This window comes from Pseudomonas sp. NPDC087615 (assembly GCF_044743445.1).
Classification (GTDB): domain Bacteria; phylum Pseudomonadota; class Gammaproteobacteria; order Pseudomonadales; family Pseudomonadaceae; genus Aquipseudomonas; species Aquipseudomonas baetica_A.
In genome coordinates this window covers 50709-71000 of record NZ_JBIUWM010000033.1, presented here as the reverse complement: position 1 = coordinate 71000, position 20292 = coordinate 50709, and the positions used below count along the sequence as shown (strand labels likewise).

At 59.6% G+C, this 20292-nt stretch carries 13 protein-coding genes; 8 read left to right on the top strand and 5 right to left on the bottom strand.

The genetic code is table 11. The features are described from left to right. Nucleotides 1-938, bottom strand: a 938-nt coding sequence (gene tssI, locus ACIOU6_RS17390; protein WP_401138217.1) for a type VI secretion system tip protein TssI/VgrG, incomplete at its 3' end; no start/stop codon positions are given. Between the two features lie 318 nt (nucleotides 939-1256). Between tssI and tpx the strand changes: the two genes are divergently transcribed. From tpx to ACIOU6_RS17355, 7 genes are all read left to right on the top strand, one after another. Next, entirely contained in the window at nucleotides 1257-1757 is a 501-nt protein-coding gene (gene tpx, locus ACIOU6_RS17385) for a thiol peroxidase (RefSeq protein ID WP_401138215.1), read from the top strand. Nucleotides 1758-1945: 188 nt separating this feature from the next. Then, entirely contained in the window at nucleotides 1946-3253 is a 1308-nt protein-coding gene (locus ACIOU6_RS17380) for an MdtA/MuxA family multidrug efflux RND transporter periplasmic adaptor subunit (RefSeq protein ID WP_401138212.1), read from the top strand. Further along, complete coding sequence (locus tag ACIOU6_RS17375) at nucleotides 3250-6354, top strand: MdtB/MuxB family multidrug efflux RND transporter permease subunit (RefSeq protein WP_401138209.1); 3105 nt, start codon at nucleotides 3250-3252, stop codon at nucleotides 6352-6354. The genes ACIOU6_RS17380 and ACIOU6_RS17375 overlap by 4 nt, the downstream gene beginning before the upstream one ends. Beyond that, entirely contained in the window at nucleotides 6351-9458 is a 3108-nt protein-coding gene (locus ACIOU6_RS17370) for an efflux RND transporter permease subunit (RefSeq protein ID WP_401138207.1), read from the top strand. Before ACIOU6_RS17375 ends, ACIOU6_RS17370 begins: the two co-directional genes overlap by 4 nt. Then, nucleotides 9455-10924, top strand: a complete 1470-nt coding sequence (locus ACIOU6_RS17365; protein WP_221734074.1) for an efflux transporter outer membrane subunit — start codon at nucleotides 9455-9457, stop codon at nucleotides 10922-10924. Before ACIOU6_RS17370 ends, ACIOU6_RS17365 begins: the two co-directional genes overlap by 4 nt. A gap of 254 nt (nucleotides 10925-11178) precedes the next feature. Then, on the top strand, nucleotides 11179-13260 hold the full coding sequence (locus ACIOU6_RS17360) for a bifunctional diguanylate cyclase/phosphodiesterase (RefSeq protein WP_221734073.1): 2082 nt from the start codon (nucleotides 11179-11181) through the stop codon (nucleotides 13258-13260). 139 nt (nucleotides 13261-13399) lie between these two features. Further along, complete coding sequence (locus ACIOU6_RS17355) at nucleotides 13400-14146, top strand: SDR family oxidoreductase (protein WP_221734072.1); 747 nt, start codon at nucleotides 13400-13402, stop codon at nucleotides 14144-14146. A gap of 77 nt (nucleotides 14147-14223) precedes the next feature. On the opposite strand, the gene mapR is transcribed toward ACIOU6_RS17355, so the two are convergent. The 4 genes from mapR to ACIOU6_RS17335 all read right to left on the bottom strand — a co-directional run bounded on the left by mapR (nucleotide 14224) and on the right by ACIOU6_RS17335 (nucleotide 17958). Continuing rightward, complete coding sequence (gene mapR / locus ACIOU6_RS17350) at nucleotides 14224-15633, bottom strand: GntR family transcriptional regulator MpaR (protein WP_401138203.1); 1410 nt, start codon at nucleotides 15631-15633, stop codon at nucleotides 14224-14226. Nucleotides 15634-15767: 134 nt separating this feature from the next. Beyond that, on the bottom strand, nucleotides 15768-17201 hold the full coding sequence (gene ccoG, locus ACIOU6_RS17345) for a cytochrome c oxidase accessory protein CcoG (protein ID WP_401138201.1): 1434 nt from the start codon (nucleotides 17199-17201) through the stop codon (nucleotides 15768-15770). 195 nt (nucleotides 17202-17396) lie between these two features. Beyond that, the gene (locus tag ACIOU6_RS17340; RefSeq protein ID WP_221734069.1) at nucleotides 17397-17630 is read right to left on the bottom strand and encodes a DUF3203 family protein; all 234 of its coding nucleotides are present in this window, start codon (nucleotides 17628-17630) and stop codon (nucleotides 17397-17399) included. A 160-nt stretch (nucleotides 17631-17790) separates the two neighbouring features. Then, nucleotides 17791-17958: a hypothetical protein gene (locus tag ACIOU6_RS17335; RefSeq protein WP_221734068.1), complete on the bottom strand. Its 168-nt coding sequence runs from the start codon at nucleotides 17956-17958 to the stop codon at nucleotides 17791-17793. A 217-nt stretch (nucleotides 17959-18175) separates the two neighbouring features. On the opposite strand from ACIOU6_RS17335, the gene ACIOU6_RS17330 reads away from it, so the two are divergent. Continuing rightward, nucleotides 18176-20173: an alpha-1,4-glucan--maltose-1-phosphate maltosyltransferase gene (locus ACIOU6_RS17330; protein ID WP_401138197.1), complete on the top strand. Its 1998-nt coding sequence runs from the start codon at nucleotides 18176-18178 to the stop codon at nucleotides 20171-20173. The last annotated feature ends 119 nt before the right edge of the window (nucleotides 20174-20292 follow it).

The window sequence follows — 20292 nt, the reverse complement described above, 5'->3', positions numbered from 1 at the left end:
AGCAACAACCACAGGTCGTTGCAGCTTTTGCGCGGGTGCTCAGTCAGTTCGAAGAGATGGCCACAGCGCAGATGTGCCTGATCGCTTTGACCATCACCCAATTCATAGTCGCTGCGATGGCGCTCCAGCGCCTGCCGGGCCAATTGCTTGCCGGACTTCTCGCTCTCGATCAGCAGCGGGTAGCGATAGTCTTCCAGCGCCGGAGTGAACTCGGCGGTGAAGTGGCTTTCGAGCAGCAGGCTTGGGCGTTCGAGGTCATAGTCGCGGCGGGTGACCGTGCTGGTGCGGGTGCTGGTTCGCACACTGAAACGGCTGACCACCGAATGCTCGGCGACCATCCCGGAATCCTGCTGATACGGCGTGGCACCGAGTTTGGGCAGGAACACCTGATCGTCGGTGAACACCAGCAAATGCCCGTCCGGTGAGTGCTGGTGGTGCCAGGCGATACCGTCTTCGGCGCATAACCTTTGGATGAATGCCAGGTCGGACTCAAAGTACTGCGTGCAGTATTCGCGAGTGGCGCTGGAGCTGACGTGAAAGGTAAACGCATCGCCCTGAATGCCGTGCCCCTCAAGCACCTCGGCAATGATTTGCGGCACGGTCATGCGCTGGAAAATCCGCTGATCGTGGCTGAACTGCAAATAGTGCAGCGCCGGCACCAGCGTCAGGTGATAACGAGTCAGACGCTTGCCGGCCTCGCCGACCAGCACGTCTTCGATGCGCCCGTGAATGCCTTCGCCGTTATGGCCAAATTGCAGAAACGCCGGTTGGCTGAGCAAGCTCTCCAGATCGAAGTCCGGGTGCTCGCTGACCAGTTCAATGTGGATGCCGTAAAGCGTGCTGATTGCTTCGGTGCCGCTGAAGGCCAGCACCTTGAAGTCGTGACGGATAGCAGGAATCTGCAACGAGAAATGCGCCGCATTGGCCGGCCGGAACATACGCTTATCCTTAAGCAAAGAGGAAAAGAGCGCGATGTCGAAACCGTCCCTGGTTTGTGCTCGCGAAGACTGGCGGGCACGGTAACAAGGGCAGAAAAAAATCTATGTAGGAAGACTCGCTGAAGAATGCGGGAACATTCCTCAATACGATTTCAGTTTCAATAGGAACGGTGTAGCTGCCTACTGAGTACTTGGGTTGTATGCAGTTTTGCGTTTCGGCACATGACAATTTCAGTCAAGGCATAGGTCGTCGGACAATTTCGTGCTTAACTTCGGCCTCTTGTATGCTCAACAACAACGTTCAGAAGGACTCAAGTCATGGCTCAAGTCACCCTTAAAGGCAATCCGGTTCAAGTCAACGGCCAGTTGCCACAAGCCGGTTCCAAGGCGCCAGCCTTTTCCCTGGTTGCCGGCAATCTGTCGGATGTCACCCTGAAAGACTTCGCCGGCAAGCGCAAAGTGCTGAACATCTTCCCAAGCGTCGACACACCGACCTGCGCCACCTCCGTGCGCAAGTTCAACGCTCAGGCCAACGACATCAGCAACACCGTGGTGCTGTGCATCTCGGCTGACCTGCCGTTCGCTCAGGCTCGCTTCTGCGGCGCTGAAGGTCTGGAAAATGTCCAGAACCTGTCGACCTTGCGCGGTGTCGAGTTCATCGAGAACTACGGTGTGGCCATCGCTGACGGCCCGCTGAAAGGCCTCTCCGCCCGTGCCGTAGTGGTTCTGGATGAAAACGACAACGTTCTGCACAGCGAACTGGTCAAGGAAATCGCTGAAGAGCCTAATTACGAAGCGGCCCTCGCTGTCTTGAAATAAATGTTTTGAAACAAGCGCTTTACAATTGTTAACGGCCTGGCACTGTCCAGGCCGTTTTCATTTGTGTATCAGTGTTTTGCCTCACACCTTGAAACGTAAGTTGAAGGTAAATTGCCGGTAAAGCTGCTTTGCTTAATCCCCACCAGTGCTTATCGTTCAGCCTCCCGTAAAAGAAGCCCACGCGCCCAATGGTTAATCACTCCATGCAATCGTCCCCACGCAACGCCCGTCGCTGGCTGATCAGCCTGCTTGTCTTGTTGGTTATCGCCGTCCTGTGCTGGAAATTCTGGCCTGCCGGTTCAGCCCACAAGGAGGGCGACGAGAAAGCGGCGGCCGGTCATACCGGGCGTTCCGGGATGATGCGACCGGGCTTCGGCGGTGGCACGGGGCCTGTTCCGGTGCGGGTGGCGCCGGCCGTCACGGGCGACTTCCCGCTGTATTACAAGGCTTTGGGCACGGTGACCGCGCTCAACACCATCAACGTGCGCAGCCGGGTGGGTGGCGAACTGGTAAAGATCAATTTTGAAGAAGGCCAGATGGTCAAGGCTGGCGACTTGCTGGCCGAGATCGATCCGCGCCCGTACCAGAACGCCTTGCTCCAGGCTGAGGGCACCTTGCTGCAAAATCAGGCGCAGTTGAAAAACGCGAAGGTCGATGTCGAGCGTTATCGTGGGTTGTACAAAGAAGACAGCATCGCCAAGCAGACTCTGGACACCGCCGAGGCGCTGGTCGGCCAGTATCTGGGCACGGTCAAGACCAATCAGGCGGCAGTCAACGACGCCAAGCTCAATCTCGAATTCACCAAGATCCGTGCGCCAATTACCGGTCGCGTCGGCTTGCGTCAGGTAGACGTCGGTAATCTGGTGACCGCCAACGACACCACGTCCCTCGCGGTAATCACCCAGACGCAGCCGATCAGCGTCGCCTTCACGTTGCCGGAAAACAGCCTCGAAACCGTGCTTGCCCGCTACCGCAGCGGCGCCAAACTGCCGGCCGAGGCCTGGGATCGCGGCGATACCAAACTGCAAGCCAGCGGTGTATTGCAAAGCCTCGACAACCAGATCGACGTGGCCACCGGCACTCTGAAATTCAAGGCCCGCTACGATAACCGTGATCAGGCGCTGTTTCCCAACCAGTTCGTCAACGTTCACTTGCTGGCCGACACCCTCAAAGGTGTGGTGCTGGTACCGTCCGCTGCCGTTCAATTCGGCACTAACGGCACGTTCGTTTACGCGCTTGATGGCGACAAGAAAGTCACTATTCGCCAATTGAAGGTCGGCGCCAGTGACGGCGAAAACACGGTTATCACCGAAGGCCTCGCCGCTGGTAATCGTGTGGTGCTCGAAGGCACCGACCGTCTGAAAGAGGGCAGTGAGGTCGAGGTGGTCAACGACAGCAATCAGGTGCCCACCACCCCGACCGAACACTTGCAAGGCCAATCCGCTGCCACGCGTACTGACGCCGCTGTCACCGACAAGGCCAAGAAGGGCGCATGAACATTTCGCGGCTGTTCATCCTCCGTCCGGTAGCCACCACCCTGAGCATGCTGGCCATTGTTTTGGCCGGCCTGATCGCGTACCGCTTGCTGCCAGTGTCGGCGCTGCCCCAGGTCGACTATCCGACCATCCGCGTCATGACCCTCTATCCCGGCGCCAGCCCGGACGTGATGACCAGTGCCGTCACCGCGCCGCTTGAACGTCAGTTCGGGCAAATGCCGGGCCTCACTCAAATGGCTTCTACCAGTTCCGGCGGCGCCTCGGTGCTGACCTTGCGCTTCAGCCTCGACATCAACATGGACGTCGCCGAACAGCAGGTGCAAGCCGCGATCAACGCCGCGACCAATCTGCTGCCAAGCGACTTGCCGGCGCCACCGGTGTACAACAAGGTCAACCCGGCGGACACCCCGGTGCTGACCCTGGCGATCACCTCGAAAACCATGCTCCTGCCCAAACTCAATGATCTGGTCGATACGCGCATGGCGCAGAAAATTGCCCAGATCAGCGGCGTCGGTATGGTCAGCATCGCTGGCGGTCAACGTCAGGCCGTGCGGATCAAGGTCAACCCGGAGGCTCTGGCTGCCAACAGCTTGAACCTGTCGGACGTGCGCACCCTGATCGCCGCCTCCAACGTCAACCAGCCCAAAGGCAACTTCGACGGCCCGACGCGGGTGTCGATGCTCGACGCCAACGATCAACTGACCTCGCCGAAGGACTACGCCAACCTGATCCTCGCCTACAAGAACGGCGCGCCGTTACGGCTCAAGGATGTCGCGCAAATCGTCGACGGCGCCGAGAACGAACGTCTGGCCGCTTGGGCCAACCAGAATCAGGCGATTTTGCTGAACATCCAGCGTCAACCGGGCGCCAACGTGATCGAGGTGGTCGACCGGATCAAGGCGCTGCTCCCAAGCATCACCGACAACCTCCCGGCCGGGCTCGATGTAACGGTGCTGACGGACCGTACCCAAACCATTCGCGCCTCGGTCACCGACGTGCAGCACGAACTGCTGATCGCTATCGCGCTGGTGGTCATGGTGACGTTTCTGTTCCTGCGCCGTGCCAGTGCGACGATCATTCCATCGGTGGCCGTGCCGCTGTCGCTGATCGGTACGTTCGGCGTGATGTACCTCGCTGGATTCTCGGTCAACAACCTGACATTGATGGCCCTGACCATCGCCACCGGTTTTGTGGTCGACGATGCGATCGTGATGCTGGAAAACATCGCGCGCTTCATCGAGGAGGGCGATAGCCCCATGCAAGCTGCGCTCAAGGGCGCCAAGCAGATCGGGTTCACCCTGATCTCTCTGACGTTGTCGCTGATCGCGGTGCTGATTCCGCTGTTGTTCATGGCGGACGTGGTTGGGCGACTGTTCCGCGAATTCGCTATTACCCTCGCCGTGGCGATCCTGATTTCGCTTGTGGTCTCTCTCACGCTGACGCCGATGATGTGCGCACGCTTGCTCAAACGTGAACCGGAGCCCCATGATCAGGGCCGTTTTTACCGAGCCAGCGGCGCGTGCATCGACTGGATGATTGCGGCCTACGGGCGCAAATTGCAGTGGGTGCTCAAGCATCAGCCGCTGACGCTGATGGTAGCCATCGGCACGTTGGCGCTCACTGTGTTCCTTTATTTGGTTGTGCCCAAGGGCTTCTTTCCGGTGCAGGACACCGGCGTGATTCAGGGCATTTCCGAGGCGCCGCAATCGATTTCTTTCGCCGCCATGAGTGAGCGTCAGCAGGAACTGGCCAAGGTTATTCTTGAAGATCCGGCGGTGCAAAGCCTGTCGTCCTACATCGGCGTCGACGGCGATAACGCCACGCTGAACAGCGGTCGCTTGCTGATCAATCTCAAGCCTCACGGCGAGCGCGATCTGTCGGCTACCGAAGTGATCGCACGGCTGCAACCGCCACTCGCCAAACTGGTCGGTATCCGCCTGTATATGCAGCCGGTGCAAGACCTGACCATCGAGGACCGGGTCAGCCGCACCCAGTACCAGTTCAGCATGTCATCGCCGGACTCCGAACTGCTGAGCCTGTGGAGCGGGCGTCTGGTCGAGGCACTGGCGCAGCGTCCGGAACTGACCGATGTTGCCAGCGATTTGCAGGACAAAGGTTTGCAGGTCTACCTGGTGATCGACCGTGATGCGGCCTCGCGGCTCGGCGTTTCGGTGGCAAACATCACCGATGCGCTGTACGACGCCTTCGGCCAGCGGCAGATTTCGACCATTTACACCCAGGCGAGCCAATACCGCGTGGTCCTGCAAGCCCAGGCCGGAGAGAAGATCGGCCCGCAGGCGCTGGATCAGATTCACGTTAAAACGACCGATGGCGCGCAGGTGCGGTTGTCGAGTCTGGCCCATGTCGAACAGCGTCAGGCACAACTGGCGATCACTCACATCGGCCAGTTCCCGGCGGTGATGATGTCGTTCAACCTCGCGCCGGGTGTGGCGCTGGGGCATGCGGTTGATGTCATCGAACAGGTGCAGAAAGACATCGGCATGCCGGTTGGCGTGCAGACACAATTCCAGGGCGCGGCCGAAGCCTTCCAAGCCTCGCTGTCGAGCACCTTGCTGCTGATTCTGGCGGCGGTTGTGACCATGTATATCGTGCTGGGCGTGCTTTACGAGAGCTACATTCACCCGATCACCATTCTCTCGACTCTGCCGTCAGCGGCGGTCGGCGCCTTGCTGGCGTTACTGCTGAGCGGCAATGACCTGGGCATGATCGCGATCATCGGCATCATCCTGCTGATCGGTATCGTCAAGAAAAACGCGATCATGATGATCGACTTCGCCCTCGACGCCGAGCGCAATCAGGGCATGGCACCGCAGGAGGCGATCTATCAGGCGGCGCTGTTGCGTTTCCGGCCGATCCTGATGACCACGCTGGCCGCATTGTTCGGCGCGGTACCGTTGATGCTCGCCACCGGTTCCGGCGCTGAGCTGCGCCAACCGCTGGGTCTGGTGATGGTTGGCGGCTTGCTGGTGAGTCAGGTGCTGACGTTGTTCACCACGCCGGTGATCTACCTGTATTTCGACCGTCTCGGTCGTCGCTGGGGGCGCGCGCCTTCGGCCGTGGAGCCGGTAGAGCAGCCATGAACCTCTCCGGCCCTTTCATCAAGCGCCCGGTCGCGACCATGCTGCTGAGCCTGGCGATCATGCTGTTGGGTGGTGTCAGCTTCGGTCTGCTGCCGGTATCGCCGCTGCCGCAAATGGACTTCCCGGTAATCGTTGTGCAGGCGAGCCTGCCCGGTGCCAGTCCGGAAGTCATGGCGTCTACGGTGGCGACGCCACTGGAGCGCTCGTTCGGCGCGATTGCCGGCGTCAACACCATGAGCAGCCGTTCCAGCCAGGGTTCAACCCGGGTCATTCTGCAATTTGACCTCGACCGCGACATCAATGGTGCCGCGCGGGAGGTGCAGGCTGCGATCAACGCTTCGCGCAACTTGTTGCCGAGCGGGATGCGCAGCATGCCGACCTACAAGAAGGTCAACCCGTCGCAGGCGCCGATCATGGTGCTGTCGCTGACCTCGGATGTGCTGGAAAAGGGGCAGCTCTACGATTTGGCCTCGACCATTTTGTCCCAGAGTCTTTCGCAGGTGCAGGGCGTGGGTGAGGTGCAGATCGGCGGCAGCTCCCTGCCGGCTGTACGCATCGAACTCGAACCGCAGGCGCTGAACCAGTACGGCGTGGCGCTAGACGATGTGCGCAAGACCATCGCCGACGCCAACGTGCGCCGGCCCAAAGGTTCGGTCGAGGACGGGCAGCGGTTGTGGCAGATTCAGGCCAACGACCAGTTGGAGAAAGCCAAGGATTACGAATCGCTGATCATCCACTACGCCGACGGTGCGGCGTTGCGCCTCAAGGACGTGGCCAAGGTCAGCGACAGCGTTGAGGATCGCTACAACAGCGGTTTCTTCAACGATGACGCGGCGGTGCTACTGGTGATCAACCGGCAGGCCGGTGCCAACATCATCGAAACGGTCAACGAGATCAAAGCGCAATTGCCCGCGCTGCAAGCGGTGCTGCCGGCCAGCGTGAAGCTCAACCTGGCCATGGATCGCTCCCCCGTGATCAAGGCGACATTGCACGAAGCGGAGATGACGCTGCTGATCGCTGTGGCACTGGTGATTCTGGTGGTGTTCCTGTTTCTTGGTAATTTCCGAGCGTCCCTGATTCCGACGCTGGCAGTGCCCGTGTCGCTGGTCGGCACCTTCGCGGTGATGTACCTCTATGGTTTCTCGCTGAACAACCTGTCGCTGATGGCGTTGATTCTGGCCACTGGGCTGGTGGTGGACGATGCCATCGTGGTGCTGGAGAACATTTCCCGGCACATCGACGAAGGCGTCAAGCCGATGCAGGCTGCGTATCTCGGGGCGAAAGAAGTCGGTTTTACCTTGCTGTCGATGAACGTGTCGCTGGTGGCGGTGTTCTTGTCGATTCTGTTCATGGGCGGGATCATCGAGAGCCTGTTCCGCGAATTCTCCATCACGTTGGCAGCGGCCATTGTCGTCTCGCTGGTGGTCTCGCTGACGCTGACCCCGATGCTCTGCGCCCGCTGGCTCAAGCCGCACACGCCTGGGCAGGAAAACCGCCTGCAACGCTGGAGCCGCAAAACCAACGACTGGATGGTCGCCAGGTACGCCACCAGCCTCGACTGGGTGTTGCGCCATCGTCGTCTGACCTTGCTCAGTTTGCTGGTGACCGTTGGCGTCAACGTCGCCCTGTATGTGGTGGTGCCGAAAACCTTCATGCCGCAGCAGGACACCGGCCAGTTGATCGGTTTCGTTCGCGGTGACGACGGTCTGTCGTTCAATGTGATGCAGCCGAAAATGGAAATCTTCCGTCGCGCTGTGCTCAAGGACGAGGCGGTTGAAAGCGTCGCCGGTTTCATTGGCGGCAACAACGGCACCAACAACGCCTTCATGCTGGTGCGCCTGAAACCGATCAAGGAGCGCAACCTGTCGGCACAGAAAGTCATCGAGCGCCTGCGCAAGGAAATGCCGCAAGTGCCTGGCGCGCGATTGATGCTGATGGCCGATCAGGACCTGCAATTCGGCGGCGGCCGCGAACAGACCACTTCGCAGTACAGCTACATCTTGCAAAGCGGTGATCTGGGCGAGCTGCGCCAGTGGTATCCGAAAGTGGTGGCTGCTTTGCGCGCACTGCCGGAGCTGACCGCAATTGATGCCCGTGAAGGCAAGGGCGCGCAGCAAATAACATTGATCGTCGACCGTGATCAGGCCAAGCGTCTGGGCGTGGACATGGACATGGTCACGTCGGTGCTCAATAACGCGTACAGCCAGCGGCAGATTTCGACGATCTACGACAGCCTCAACCAGTACCAAGTGGTGATGGAGGTCAATCCGAAGTACGCCCAAGATCCGGTGACGCTCAAGCAGGTGCAAGTGATCACGGCTGACGGTGCGCGGATTCCGCTATCGACCATCGCTCACTACGAGAGCAGCCTGGAAGACGACCGGGTCAGCCACGAAGGTCAGTTTGCCTCGGAAGACATTTCCTTCGACATGGCTGAAGGCGTGACGGTAGAGCAGGGCAGTGCCGCCATCGAACGAGCGATTGCCAAACTCGGTTTGCCGGAAGACGTGATTGCGAAAATGGCCGGTACCGCCGACGCGTTCGCCGCGACCCAGAAGAGCCAGCCGTTCATGATTCTCGGTGCGCTGCTGGCGGTGTATCTGGTGTTGGGTGTGCTGTACGAAAGTTACATTCACCCACTGACGATTCTGTCGACGCTGCCGTCTGCCGGTGTCGGTGCCTTGTTGTCGATCTATGCGCTGGGCGGCGAGTTCAGCCTGATCTCACTGCTCGGGCTGTTCCTGTTGATCGGCGTGGTGAAGAAAAACGCCATCCTGATGATCGACCTGGCGCTGCAACTGGAACGGCAACAGGGCATGACGCCGCTGGAATCAATCCGCAGTGCCTGCTTGCAACGTCTGCGTCCCATTCTGATGACCACACTGGCAGCGATCCTCGGTGCCTTGCCGTTGCTGCTCGGCCGGGCCGAAGGCGCGGAAATGCGCCAGCCGTTGGGCCTGACCATCATCGGCGGACTGATTTTCAGCCAAGTGCTGACGCTTTACACCACGCCTGTGGTTTACCTCTATCTCGACAAGCTGCGCCATCGCTTCAATAAATGGCGTGGCGTGCGTACTGACGCCGCTCTGGAAACTCCGCTATGACTGACCGTTCGCTTATCAATCTGGCCACTGTTCGCGGCTCGCGTCTGTTGAGCCTTTCGCTGTGCGTGGCGATGCTCAGTGCTTGCGCTGTTGGCCCGGACTATCAGCGCCCGCAGACGGCTGAAATCGCGCAATACAAGGAAGCCGAAGGCTGGCGTCAGGCCAACCCGAGCGATTCGCTGGCCCGTGGCGCTTGGTGGGAGCTGTATGGCGATCAGCAACTCAACGGGCTGATCGAGAAGCTCAACAGTTCCAACCAGACGGTTGCGCAATCGCAAGCCCAGTACCGACAGGCCCAAGCCTTGGTGCGCAGTGCGCGTGGCGCTTTTTATCCGAGTGTCGACTTGAGTCTGGGCAAGACCCGCTCCAGTCAGGGCACCGGCAGTAGCAGTTCGAGTCTGAGCAGTTCCGCCAGCGGTATTCGCGACACTTACAACGCGCAACTGGGCGTCAGTTGGGAGGCGGATATCTGGGGCAAATTGCGCCGAGGGCTAGAAGCTGACAAGGCCAGTGCCCAGGCGAGCTTCGCCGATCTGGCGGCAATGCGCCTGAGCCAGCAATCGGAATTGGTGCAGAACTACCTGCAATTGCGGGTCATCGATCAACAGAAACGTCTGCTCGAAGCCACCGTTGCGGCGTATGAACGTTCGCTGAAAATGACCCAGAACCAATACCGCGCCGGTGTTTCCGGGCGTGATGCGGTGGCTCAGGCACAGACACAGCTCAAAAGTACCCAGGCCGATCTGGTCGACCTGATCTGGCAGCGCGCGCAGTTCGAAAACGCCATCGCCGTACTGACCGGACAAGCGCCAGCGGATTTCAGCATCGCGCAAACCCAAACCATTCCCAATTTGCCGCAAGTGCCTTTGAGCCTGCCATCGCAGTTGCTGGAACGCCGTCCGGACATCGCCTCTGCCGAACGCTCGGTGATCGCCGCCAACGCCAAAATAGGTGTGGCGCAAGCGGCGTACTACCCGGATCTGTCCCTGAGCCTGAGTGGCGGTTACAGCAGCAGTAAGTCCCAAGACCTGATCAGCTTGCCGAACCGCTTTTGGTCGGTGGGGCCGAAACTGGACTTGCCGCTGTTCGACGGCGGCATACGCTCGGCTGAAGTCGACCGCACCGAGGCGGTCTACGACGAGACCGTTGCCAAGTACCGACAGACCGTACTCGATGGCTTGCGTGAAGTGGAAAACTATCTGGTGCAGCTAAAAGTGTATGAGGACGAAGCGGCTGTGCGTCAGGAAGCACTCGACGCGGCCCGCGATTCGCTGCGCCTGACGGAAAACCAGTACAAGGCCGGATTGATTGCCTACATCGACGTGGTCGTGGTGCAAGCCACTGCACTGAGCAACGAGCGCAGCGTGCTGAGCGTCTTGCAAAGTCGGTTGATTGCCAGTGTGCAGTTGATTGCCGCGCTGGGCGGTGGTTGGGATGGGCAACTCGATGTAAGCGACAGCCGCTAGACCGTTAGGCGGGCTTGCTCGCGAAAGCGTCGGAACATTCGGCATTTCACTGCCTGACACACCGTTTTCGCGAGTAAACCGGCAGCAAATGAGCGTCGACCCAGAGCCTTTCAGACCGGTCGAACAAGCGTTTCATCGACTTGATGGCAATTTGGTTACTTTGTCAGTGCGTTCTTCTGCGCAATCAGTACAATCGCTGCTTTTGCCCGACCGAGAATGGACGCAGTCCGGTTAGGGAGACTACGAGAATCCCCATGCTCATCGGTAGTTATTCCTCCACCCTGGTTTTCATTTCGTTGTGTGTGGCGATCCTCGCGTCGTACACCGCGCTCGATCTCACCGGACGCATCGCCACTGCCAAAGGCCGTTCCGTGCATTTCTGGACCGCCGGTGGTGCATTGGCCATGGGCGTCGGCGTTTGGTCGATGCACTTCATCGGCATGCTTGCCTTCAGGCTACCGATCGATCTGGGCTACGACATCAGCATCACGGCGCTGTCGCTGCTGATCGCCGTGCTGTCCTGCGGTTTTGCCTTGTGGCTGGTCAGCCAGCCGAAACTTCCGATTTCGCAGTTGGCCTTCGGTGCGCTGATCATGGGGGCGGGCATCAGCGCCATGCATTACACCGGCATGGCGGCGATGCGAATGACGCCGGGGATCGATTACGATCCTGCGTTGTTCGGTGCGTCCCTGTTGATCGCTGTCGGTGCCTCAGCGGCGGCGTTGTGGATCGCTTTCCGCCTGCGCCAGCATTCGCCCCATGTTCGTCTGATTCGCGGTGGTGCCGCGGTGATCATGGGTATCGCCATCGTCGGCATGCATTACACCGGCATGGCCGCCGCGCAATTCCCTGAGGGCAGTTTTTGCGGCGCGACGCTCAATGGCCTGAAGGGCAACGGGCTCGACAGCCTGGTGCTGATCACCACGTTGGCGGTGCTGTCGATTGCCTTGCTGACCTCGATCCTCGACGCTCGGCTTGAAACGCGCACCGCCGAACTGGCGCATTCGTTGACCGTGGCCAACCGCGAACTCACGCAACTGGCGCTGCACGACACCTTGACCGGTCTGCCTAACCGCATGTTGCTTGACGACCGGATCAATCAGGCGATGAAAAAGGTCCATGAACAGGGCGGCTGTTTTGCCTTGATGTTCATCGATCTGGATGGGTTCAAACCCGTCAACGACGCATTTGGCCATCACATGGGCGATCAGTTGTTGCGCGAAGTCGGCGTGCGTCTGCGGGAAGACTTGCGCAGCCAGGACACGCTGGCGCGAATCGGCGGCGATGAGTTTGTGCTGCTGGTACGCCTGACCGAACCCAACGACGCATTGGGTCTGGCGGCACGTCAGGTCGGCTTGGTTGCGCAGTCGTTTCGCGTTGCCGAGCATGACTTGCAGATTTCCGCCAGTGTTGGCATCGCCCTGTACCCCGGAAATGGCCGGACCGCTCAGGAACTGCTGATGAACGCCGATGCGGCGATGTATCACGCCAAGGGTGCCGGCAAGAACGGTTACAGTTTTTTTGACGCGTCCATGAACAACAACGCACGCAAGCAGTTGCAGTTACTCCAGGACTTGCGCGCCGCGCTGGAGCACAGCCAGTTCAGCCTGCATTACCAGCCCAAGTTCGACGCTGCCAATGGGCGCCCGGTCGGTGCCGAAGCACTGCTGCGCTGGCAGCACCCGATCCACGGCTTGCTGATGCCGGACAAATTTATCGATCTGGCCGAGAAAACCGGCGTGATCATTCCGATCGGAGAGTGGGTGCTTAACGAGGCCTGCCGACAGATGCGCGAGTGGTATGTGCTTGGCTATACCGACTGGCGTATCGCGGTCAACCTGTCGGCCTTGCAGTTCTGTCATGCCGGCCTGGTGCAAAGTGTCGCCAAAGCGCTGGCGACGCACCATTTGCCGGCGAACAGCCTGACCCTGGAGATCACCGAAACCACGGCCATGAGCGACGCCGATGCGAGCATGACGGTGCTGCAGGAGTTGTCGGACATGGGCGTTGACCTGTCGATCGACGACTTCGGCACTGGCTATTCGAGCCTGATGTACCTCAAGCGTCTGCCGGCCAATGAGTTGAAGATCGACCGAGGGTTTGTGCGGGATCTGGAGCACGACAGCGACGATGCGGCGATTGTCTCGGCAATTGTTGCGTTGGGACAGGCGCTGGGGCTGCGGATTGTGGCTGAAGGTGTGGAGACCGGTGTGCAGCAGGACTTCCTGACAAAACTGGGCTGTGATTCGTTGCAGGGCTATCTGCTGGGGTATCCGATGCCGGCGGACAAATTCATGCAGGACATTGCCCGGGGCGAGAAGCAGGCGGCCGTCTGAGTTAACCCTCACAAGAACATCTTCAGCCTCGCCATTGCTTTTGTCACAGACTCAGCCTTTGACACGGCTCATGCAAAACCTGCCAATGGCGGTTATTCTTCTCCCCGACTGTTACGTGTGAATGAGGGGAAAGGCCAGCATGGATAAAGTCATTGTGATCACCGGTGGCGGGCGCGGGATTGGCGCCGCTACGGCTTTGTTGGCTGCCGAGAAGGGCTATCGGATCTGCATCAACTACCAGTCAGACGAACAGGCCGCGCAAAGCGTGCTGGAGCAAGTCAGAGCGCTTGGCGCAACAGCCATCGCAGTACGCGCCGACGTCAGCATTGAAGACGAAGTGGTCGCGCTGTTTCATCGGGTCGATACCGAACTGGGACGGGTCACCGCACTGGTGAACAATGCCGGCACCGTCGGGCATAAATCGCGGGTCGACGAGATGTCCGAATTCCGCATTCTCAAAACCATGAAAACCAATGTCCTGGCGCCGATCCTCTGTGCCAAGCACGCGATCCTGCGCATGTCGCCCAAACACGGCGGGCAGGGCGGCAGTATCGTCAACGTGTCGTCGGTCGCATCGCGCCTGGGGTCGCCTAATGAATACGTGGATTACGCCGCGTCCAAAGGCGCGCTTGACTCGTTCACCATCGGTTTGTCCAAGGAAGTGGCGGGCGAGGGGATTCGGGTCAACGCGGTGCGTCCGGGCTTCATCTACACCGATTTCCATGCGCTGAGCGGCGATCCGGACCGGGTCAGCAAGCTTGAGTCGGCTATCCCGATGGCCCGAGGCGGGCGGCCGGACGAAGTGGCGGAGGCAATTGTCTGGTTGCTGTCGGACAAAGCTTCTTATGCCACCGGGACCTTTGTTGATCTCGGCGGCGGGCGTTGAATTCAGAAATTCAAGCGTCAGGTCTGGCCCCATCGCTGGCGAACCTGCGATGGGGCCCGTTCGATCAACATAAAACCTCAGAACGACCGCACAATCCGCCCCAACGTCTCCATCGCCTTCTCCGAGTGCTCAGTCCACGGGCTGCCGTAATTCAAGCGAATGCAGTTCCGGAACCGCTGGGTCGGTGAAAAAATCGGCCCTGGCGCGATGCTGATGCCTTGCGCCAGCGCCATCTGAAACAACTTCAACGAATCCATCTGCGGTGGCAATTCCAGCCATAGGAAATAACCGCCGGCCGGCTGGCTGACCCGTGTTTGTGCCGGGAAATAACGGGCAATCGCCGCGAGCATCGCACTTTGCTGTTCCTCCAGTGCATACCGCAGTTTGCGCAGATGCCGGTCGTAGCCGCCATGTTGAAGATAGTCGGCAATCGCTGCCTGCGCCGGCATCGAGGCGCACAGTGACGTCATCAGTTTCAGTCGTTCGATCTTTTGCGCGTAGCGTCCGGCGGCGACCCAGCCGATGCGGTAGCCGGGGGCCAGGCTTTTGGCGAACGAACCGCAATGCATCACCAACCCTTCGGTGTCGAAGGCCTTGGCCGGTTTCGGCGCTTGTTGGCCGTAATAAAGTTCGGCGTAGACGTCGTCCTCGATCAGCGGCACTTGATGGCGGCGCAGCAGTTCGACCAGTTCCTGTTTCTTCGCTTCGGGCATGGTCGCGCCCATCGGGTTCTGGAAACTGGTCATGCACCAGCAGGCTTTGATCGGGTGGCGTTCGAGGGTCTGCGCAAGTACACCGAGGTCGATGCCGTCACGCGGATGCACGGGGATTTCCACGGCTTTGAGTTTCAGGCGCTCCAGCACTTGCAGGCTGGCATAAAACGCCGGGGCTTCGATGGCCACCAGATCACCCGGTTCGGTGACAGCTTGCAGGCACAGGTTCAGCGCTTCGAGGGCGCCGTTGGTGATCAGCAGTTCTTCCATCGGCAGCATCAACCCGCCGACCATATAGCGCAGGGCGATCTGCCGACGCAGTTGCGGGTTGCCCGGTGACATGTCGGTGACGACCATGCGCGGGTCCATCTCCCGCGCCGCACTGGCCAGGGAACGCGACAGGCGTTGCAGCGGGAACAACGTCGGGCTGGGGAACGCTGAGCCGAAGGGGACGGTGCTAGGGTCCTTGATCGAGTCCAGCACCGAGAACACCAGTTCGCTGACGTCGACCTCGGTGGAATCGTTGACGTGGCTGCTGATCACCGGCTCCGAGAACGGACTCGGCGCGTGGGTATTGACGAAGTAGCCGGAACGCGGGCGGGCGCGGATCAGACCACGGCGTTCGAGCAGGTAATAGGCTTGAAACACAGTGGACGGGCTGACGCCGTAAGTCTGGCTGGCGTAGCGCACCGAAGGCACGCGCTGACCGGGGCCAAGGACGCCGGAGCGGATCAGTTCAGCGATGTCGTCGGCGAATTTTTCGTAGCGTTTCATCTTGGGTCCGGATTGATTTCATTCTGGAAGACCGCGTTGCCTACATTGGCGAGCAAGCCCGCCCCCCACAGAGGAATGCATTCCAAATGTGGGGGCGGGCTTGCTCGCCAATGGCCGCGCCGCAGTTTAAGGGATCAGCGATTCATCGGCGCCACAAACCTGCTCTTCGACACGCTGTAAACCTCAGGTTCATCGCGGTCGGCAATCTTGAAACTCAGGGTCTGTGAACTGCTGCTCGGGCGTTCCGTGGTCATGGCCACCGACACTGGCACATCGACAATCTCGCCGGGGGCCAGGCTCAGTTCGGTCTTGCCTTGCAGTCGGAAACCGTCGCCGTCGACCAGGCTCAAGTTGTAGTCCTGGCGCTGTTGGGTCTTGTTGATGACTTTGAGGGTATAGATGTTCTCGATCTGGCCCAGACCGTTTTCGCGGAACAGGCCGCGATCCTTGGTCACGTCCAGCGACACCATCGGCCGCTCGACCAGCGCCAGGGCCAGCGCCCCGATCATCAGCAGCAGCACGAGGGTGTAGCCGATCAGCCTTGGCCGCAGCAGGTGGGTCTTGCCACCCTGCAATTCGCGCTCGGAACTGTAACGGATCAAACCGCGTGGGTAGTTCATTTTGTCCATGATCGAATCACAGGCGTCGATACACGCCGCGCAACCGATGCATTCCATCTGTAAACCGTCGCGAATGTCGATGCCGGTCGGGCAGACCTGCACGCACAACTGGCAGTCGATGCAATCGCCCAGCCCGGCCTCGGCCGGTTTCACGTCGCGTTTGCGCGGGCCACGGTTCTCACCACGGGCCACGTCGTAGGAAATGGCCAGGGTGTCCTTGTCGAACATCACGCTCTGGAACCGCGCATAAGGGCACATGTGCATGCACACCGCCTCGCGCAGCCAGCCGGCATTGATGTAGGTGGCCGCCGTGAAAAACAACACCCAGAACAGACTGACGCCGCCGATTTGCAGGGTCAGTAGCTCCTCGGCCAACGGCCGGATCGGGGTGAAGTAGCCGACGAAGGTCAGGCCGGTCATCACGCTGATCGCTAGCCACAACGTGTGCTTGGCGGCGCGGCGGGCGAGTTTGTTCAACCCCCACGGCGCGGCTTGCAATTTGATCCGCTGGTTACGTTCGCCTTCGGTGATCTTCTCGCACCACATGAAGATCCAGGTCCACGAGCTTTGCGGGCAGGTGTAACCGCACCAGACGCGCCCGGCAAACACCGTGATGGCGAACAGGCCGAACGCGGCAATGATCAGCAGAGCAGACAGCAGGATGAAATCCTGCGGCCAAAAAGTTGCGCCAAAGATGTGGAACTTACTTTCGGAAAGGTCCCAGAGAACGGCCTGACGCCCGCCCCAGTTCAGCCACACGGTGCCGAAAAACAGCAAAAACAAGAACCCCGCGCCACTCATGCGCAGGGTTCGAAACAGGCCGGTAAAGCTGCGGGTGTGAATCTGGTTATCGCTGGACGCGTTCTTCGCCTTCATTGGGCGACCCGGCACACTTTTTATGTGGGGTGGTTCAACTTCTACGGTTCGGACGGGGATTTGTTCGCTCATGGTCGTTCGCTCATCAGCCTCCATCAGGCCGATGCACTATGAGCGCCGATCTGTTTGCATAACAGGCTCAGCTATTTCAATAAAAAGCGTATCAGATGGCGTTTGTCGGCCTGCCTGCGACAACTTGAAGCAGCCCGTAGGCACAGGCGCAAACCCCTATCTCAGGCGTTTGCGCGCTGTGTTGATCAAGGTCAGTCAAATCACCGAATCACCCTCGTCAGCCTTCAAATGCTTACGCCCATCCTTGGCGCCTGCAACGGTCAATGCGTCGGCTTCTGCTTCGGTGATGTAAATGCGCTGGCCTTCGATCTCCACGGCCGACATGGCTTTCTCGCTGTCGGTGATCACGGTCAAGTCGCCGCACAGGCGGATTTCTTCGCCGTTTTCAGTGCTGAAAAAACAGGTCTGGTTTTCGATTCGAACGGGCATGGGACGGTCCTTTTTCAGAGGTGACTGAAAGGCTAGGGGGCAGGCTTTGCTGGTCGTTCTGTGCAACCGATTAATGGTCGCCTGCTCATGGCGGCGGTCTTCAACGTGATGCCACGCATCGCAAAACCCTTTGATAGGGATCACCGATGACGGACCGTCATCAATCAGGCGCAACAATCACCGGCGGCATGGTCGTTGGCGGTTCTTCCTTGGCCGGTGGCGTGGTGCCCGGCGGCTCCTGCTCGGGAATCGGCTGGGGCTCGGTCTCGGGCAAAGTGGGTTTGTCAATGTTCGGATCAGGCGTTTCGGCCGGAATCGGGATACTCATCTGATGACCTCCGTGTGGCACATGGCGTGAGAAGTGCTTAAGTGGATTGACCACCTCGCAGCGAATTCGATCCGCTTTTTTGTGCAGGCAAATCCCTGTGAACTTTTCCCGGCGCCGGTCGCTCGGAACTTAAGTGCGTTCATGTTGGGGCAGGTGCCTCGTTGTGAACACTGATCCGGCACAAGAGCGTCCTTGGGGCGTTAAGGAGAGATGCTCGATGACTGCTGAAAAACCTTCTGAACTGAACTACAACCCGCACATGCCGCTGTCGCAAGCTTTGCTGCTGCCGCGCATCGTCATTGAAAACACCATGCCGACCCTCGATGGCGGTCAGTTTGCCGTCAAATCCATTGTCGGGCGCGATGTGGTGGTCACCAGCAAGGTATTCGCCGACGGTCACGACAAGTTGGCGGTGCGCATTCGCTGGCGCGAGGAAGGCAAAGAGACGTGGCAAAGCGAGGTCATGTCGGAGCTGGGCAACAACGGCTGGCAAGGCAGCTTCCGCCCGGAAGATCAGGGCCGTTATCTGTATTGCATCGAAGCGTGGATCGACCATTTCGCCAGTTTTCAGTATGAATTAGAGAAGAAGCACAACGCGGCGGTGCCGGTCTCGCTTGAGCTGCAAGAAGGCCGCAGCATGGTGCAACAGGCTGCCGAACGCAGTGAAGGTGCGCTCAGCGAACAACTCGCGGCGCTGCACCATGAACTGTCCGGCCTGCTCGAAACCGAGCAGGTGGCGCTGTTTCTGCACTCACGCAGTGCGCATTTGATGACCCAGGCCGATCACCGCGCCTATTTAAGCGTGAGCGCCGAATTTCCCATGGATGTCGAGCGCGAACTGGCCGAGTTTGCCAGTTGGTATGAGTTGTTTCCGCGCTCGATCACCGATGACCCCAACCGTCATGGCACCTTTAATGACGTGCACGCGCGGTTGCCGATGATTCAGGACATGGGCTTCGACGTCCTGTATTTCACGCCGATCCATCCGATCGGTCGCGCCCATCGCAAGGGCCGCAACAATTCCCTGAGCGCTGGGCCGCAGGATCCTGGCAGTCCTTACGCGATTGGCAGCGAAGAGGGGGGGCACGAGGCCATTCACTCGCAACTCGGCACCCGCGAAGACTTCCGTCGGCTGGTGGTGGCTGCCGCCGATCATGGGCTGGAGATCGCCCTCGACTTCGCCATCCAGTGCTCCCAGGATCACCCGTGGCTCAAACAGCATCCGGGCTGGTTCAACTGGCGGCCGGACGGCTCGATCAAATACGCGGAAAACCCGCCAAAGAAATATCAAGACATTGTCAACGTTGATTTTTACGCGCCCGACGCGATACCGAGTCTCTGGGTTGAGCTGCGTGACATCATCGTCGGTTGGGTCGAGGAGGGCGTGAAGATCTTCCGTGTCGACAACCCGCACACCAAGCCGCTGCCGTTCTGGCAATGGCTGATTGCCGATGTGCGAGCGCAGCATCCGGAGGTGATCTTCCTCGCGGAAGCGTTCACCACGCCGGCGATGATGGCGCGATTGGGCAAGGTCGGTTACACCCAGAGCTACACCTATTTCACTTGGCGCAACACCAAGGCGGAACTGGCGGCTTACTTCACCGAACTCAATGAATCGCCGTGGCGCGAATGTTACCGGCCGAACTTTTTCGTCAACACGCCGGACATCAACCCAGCGTTCCTGCATGACTCGGGGCGTCCAGGGTTCTTGATTCGTGCCGCGCTGGCGACCATGGGCTCGGGCCTTTGGGGCATGTATTCGGGGTACGAGCTGTGTGAAGCGGCGCCGGTGCCGGGCAAAGAGGAGTATCTGGATTCGGAGAAATACGAGATCCGCGTCCGCGATTTCAACGCCCCCGGCAACATTATTGCCGAGATCGCCCAGCTCAACCGCATCCGCCGGCAAAACCCGGCGTTGCACACCCACCTGGGCCTGAAGGTCTACAACGCCTGGAACGACAACATCCTGTATTTCGGCAAACGCAGCGCTGACGGCCGCAACTTCATTCTGGTAGCGGTCAGCCTTGACCCGCACAACGTGCAGGAAGCGAATTTCGAGCTGCCGTTGTGGGAAATGGGCCTGCCTGATGATGCCACCACCCATGGCGAGGACTTGATGAACGGGCATCGTTGGGATTGGCACGGCAAATATCAGTTCATGCGCTTAGACCCGGCTTACCAGCCGTTCGGCATTTGGCGGATTACTGCTTCATAAGGCTCGCAATGATTCAAATGTGGGAGCTGGCTTGCCAGCGATTGAGGTCTGTCTGCTTGCATCTTCATTGCTGAACCACCGCTATCGCTGGCAAGCCAGCTCCCACAGTGACCGTATTT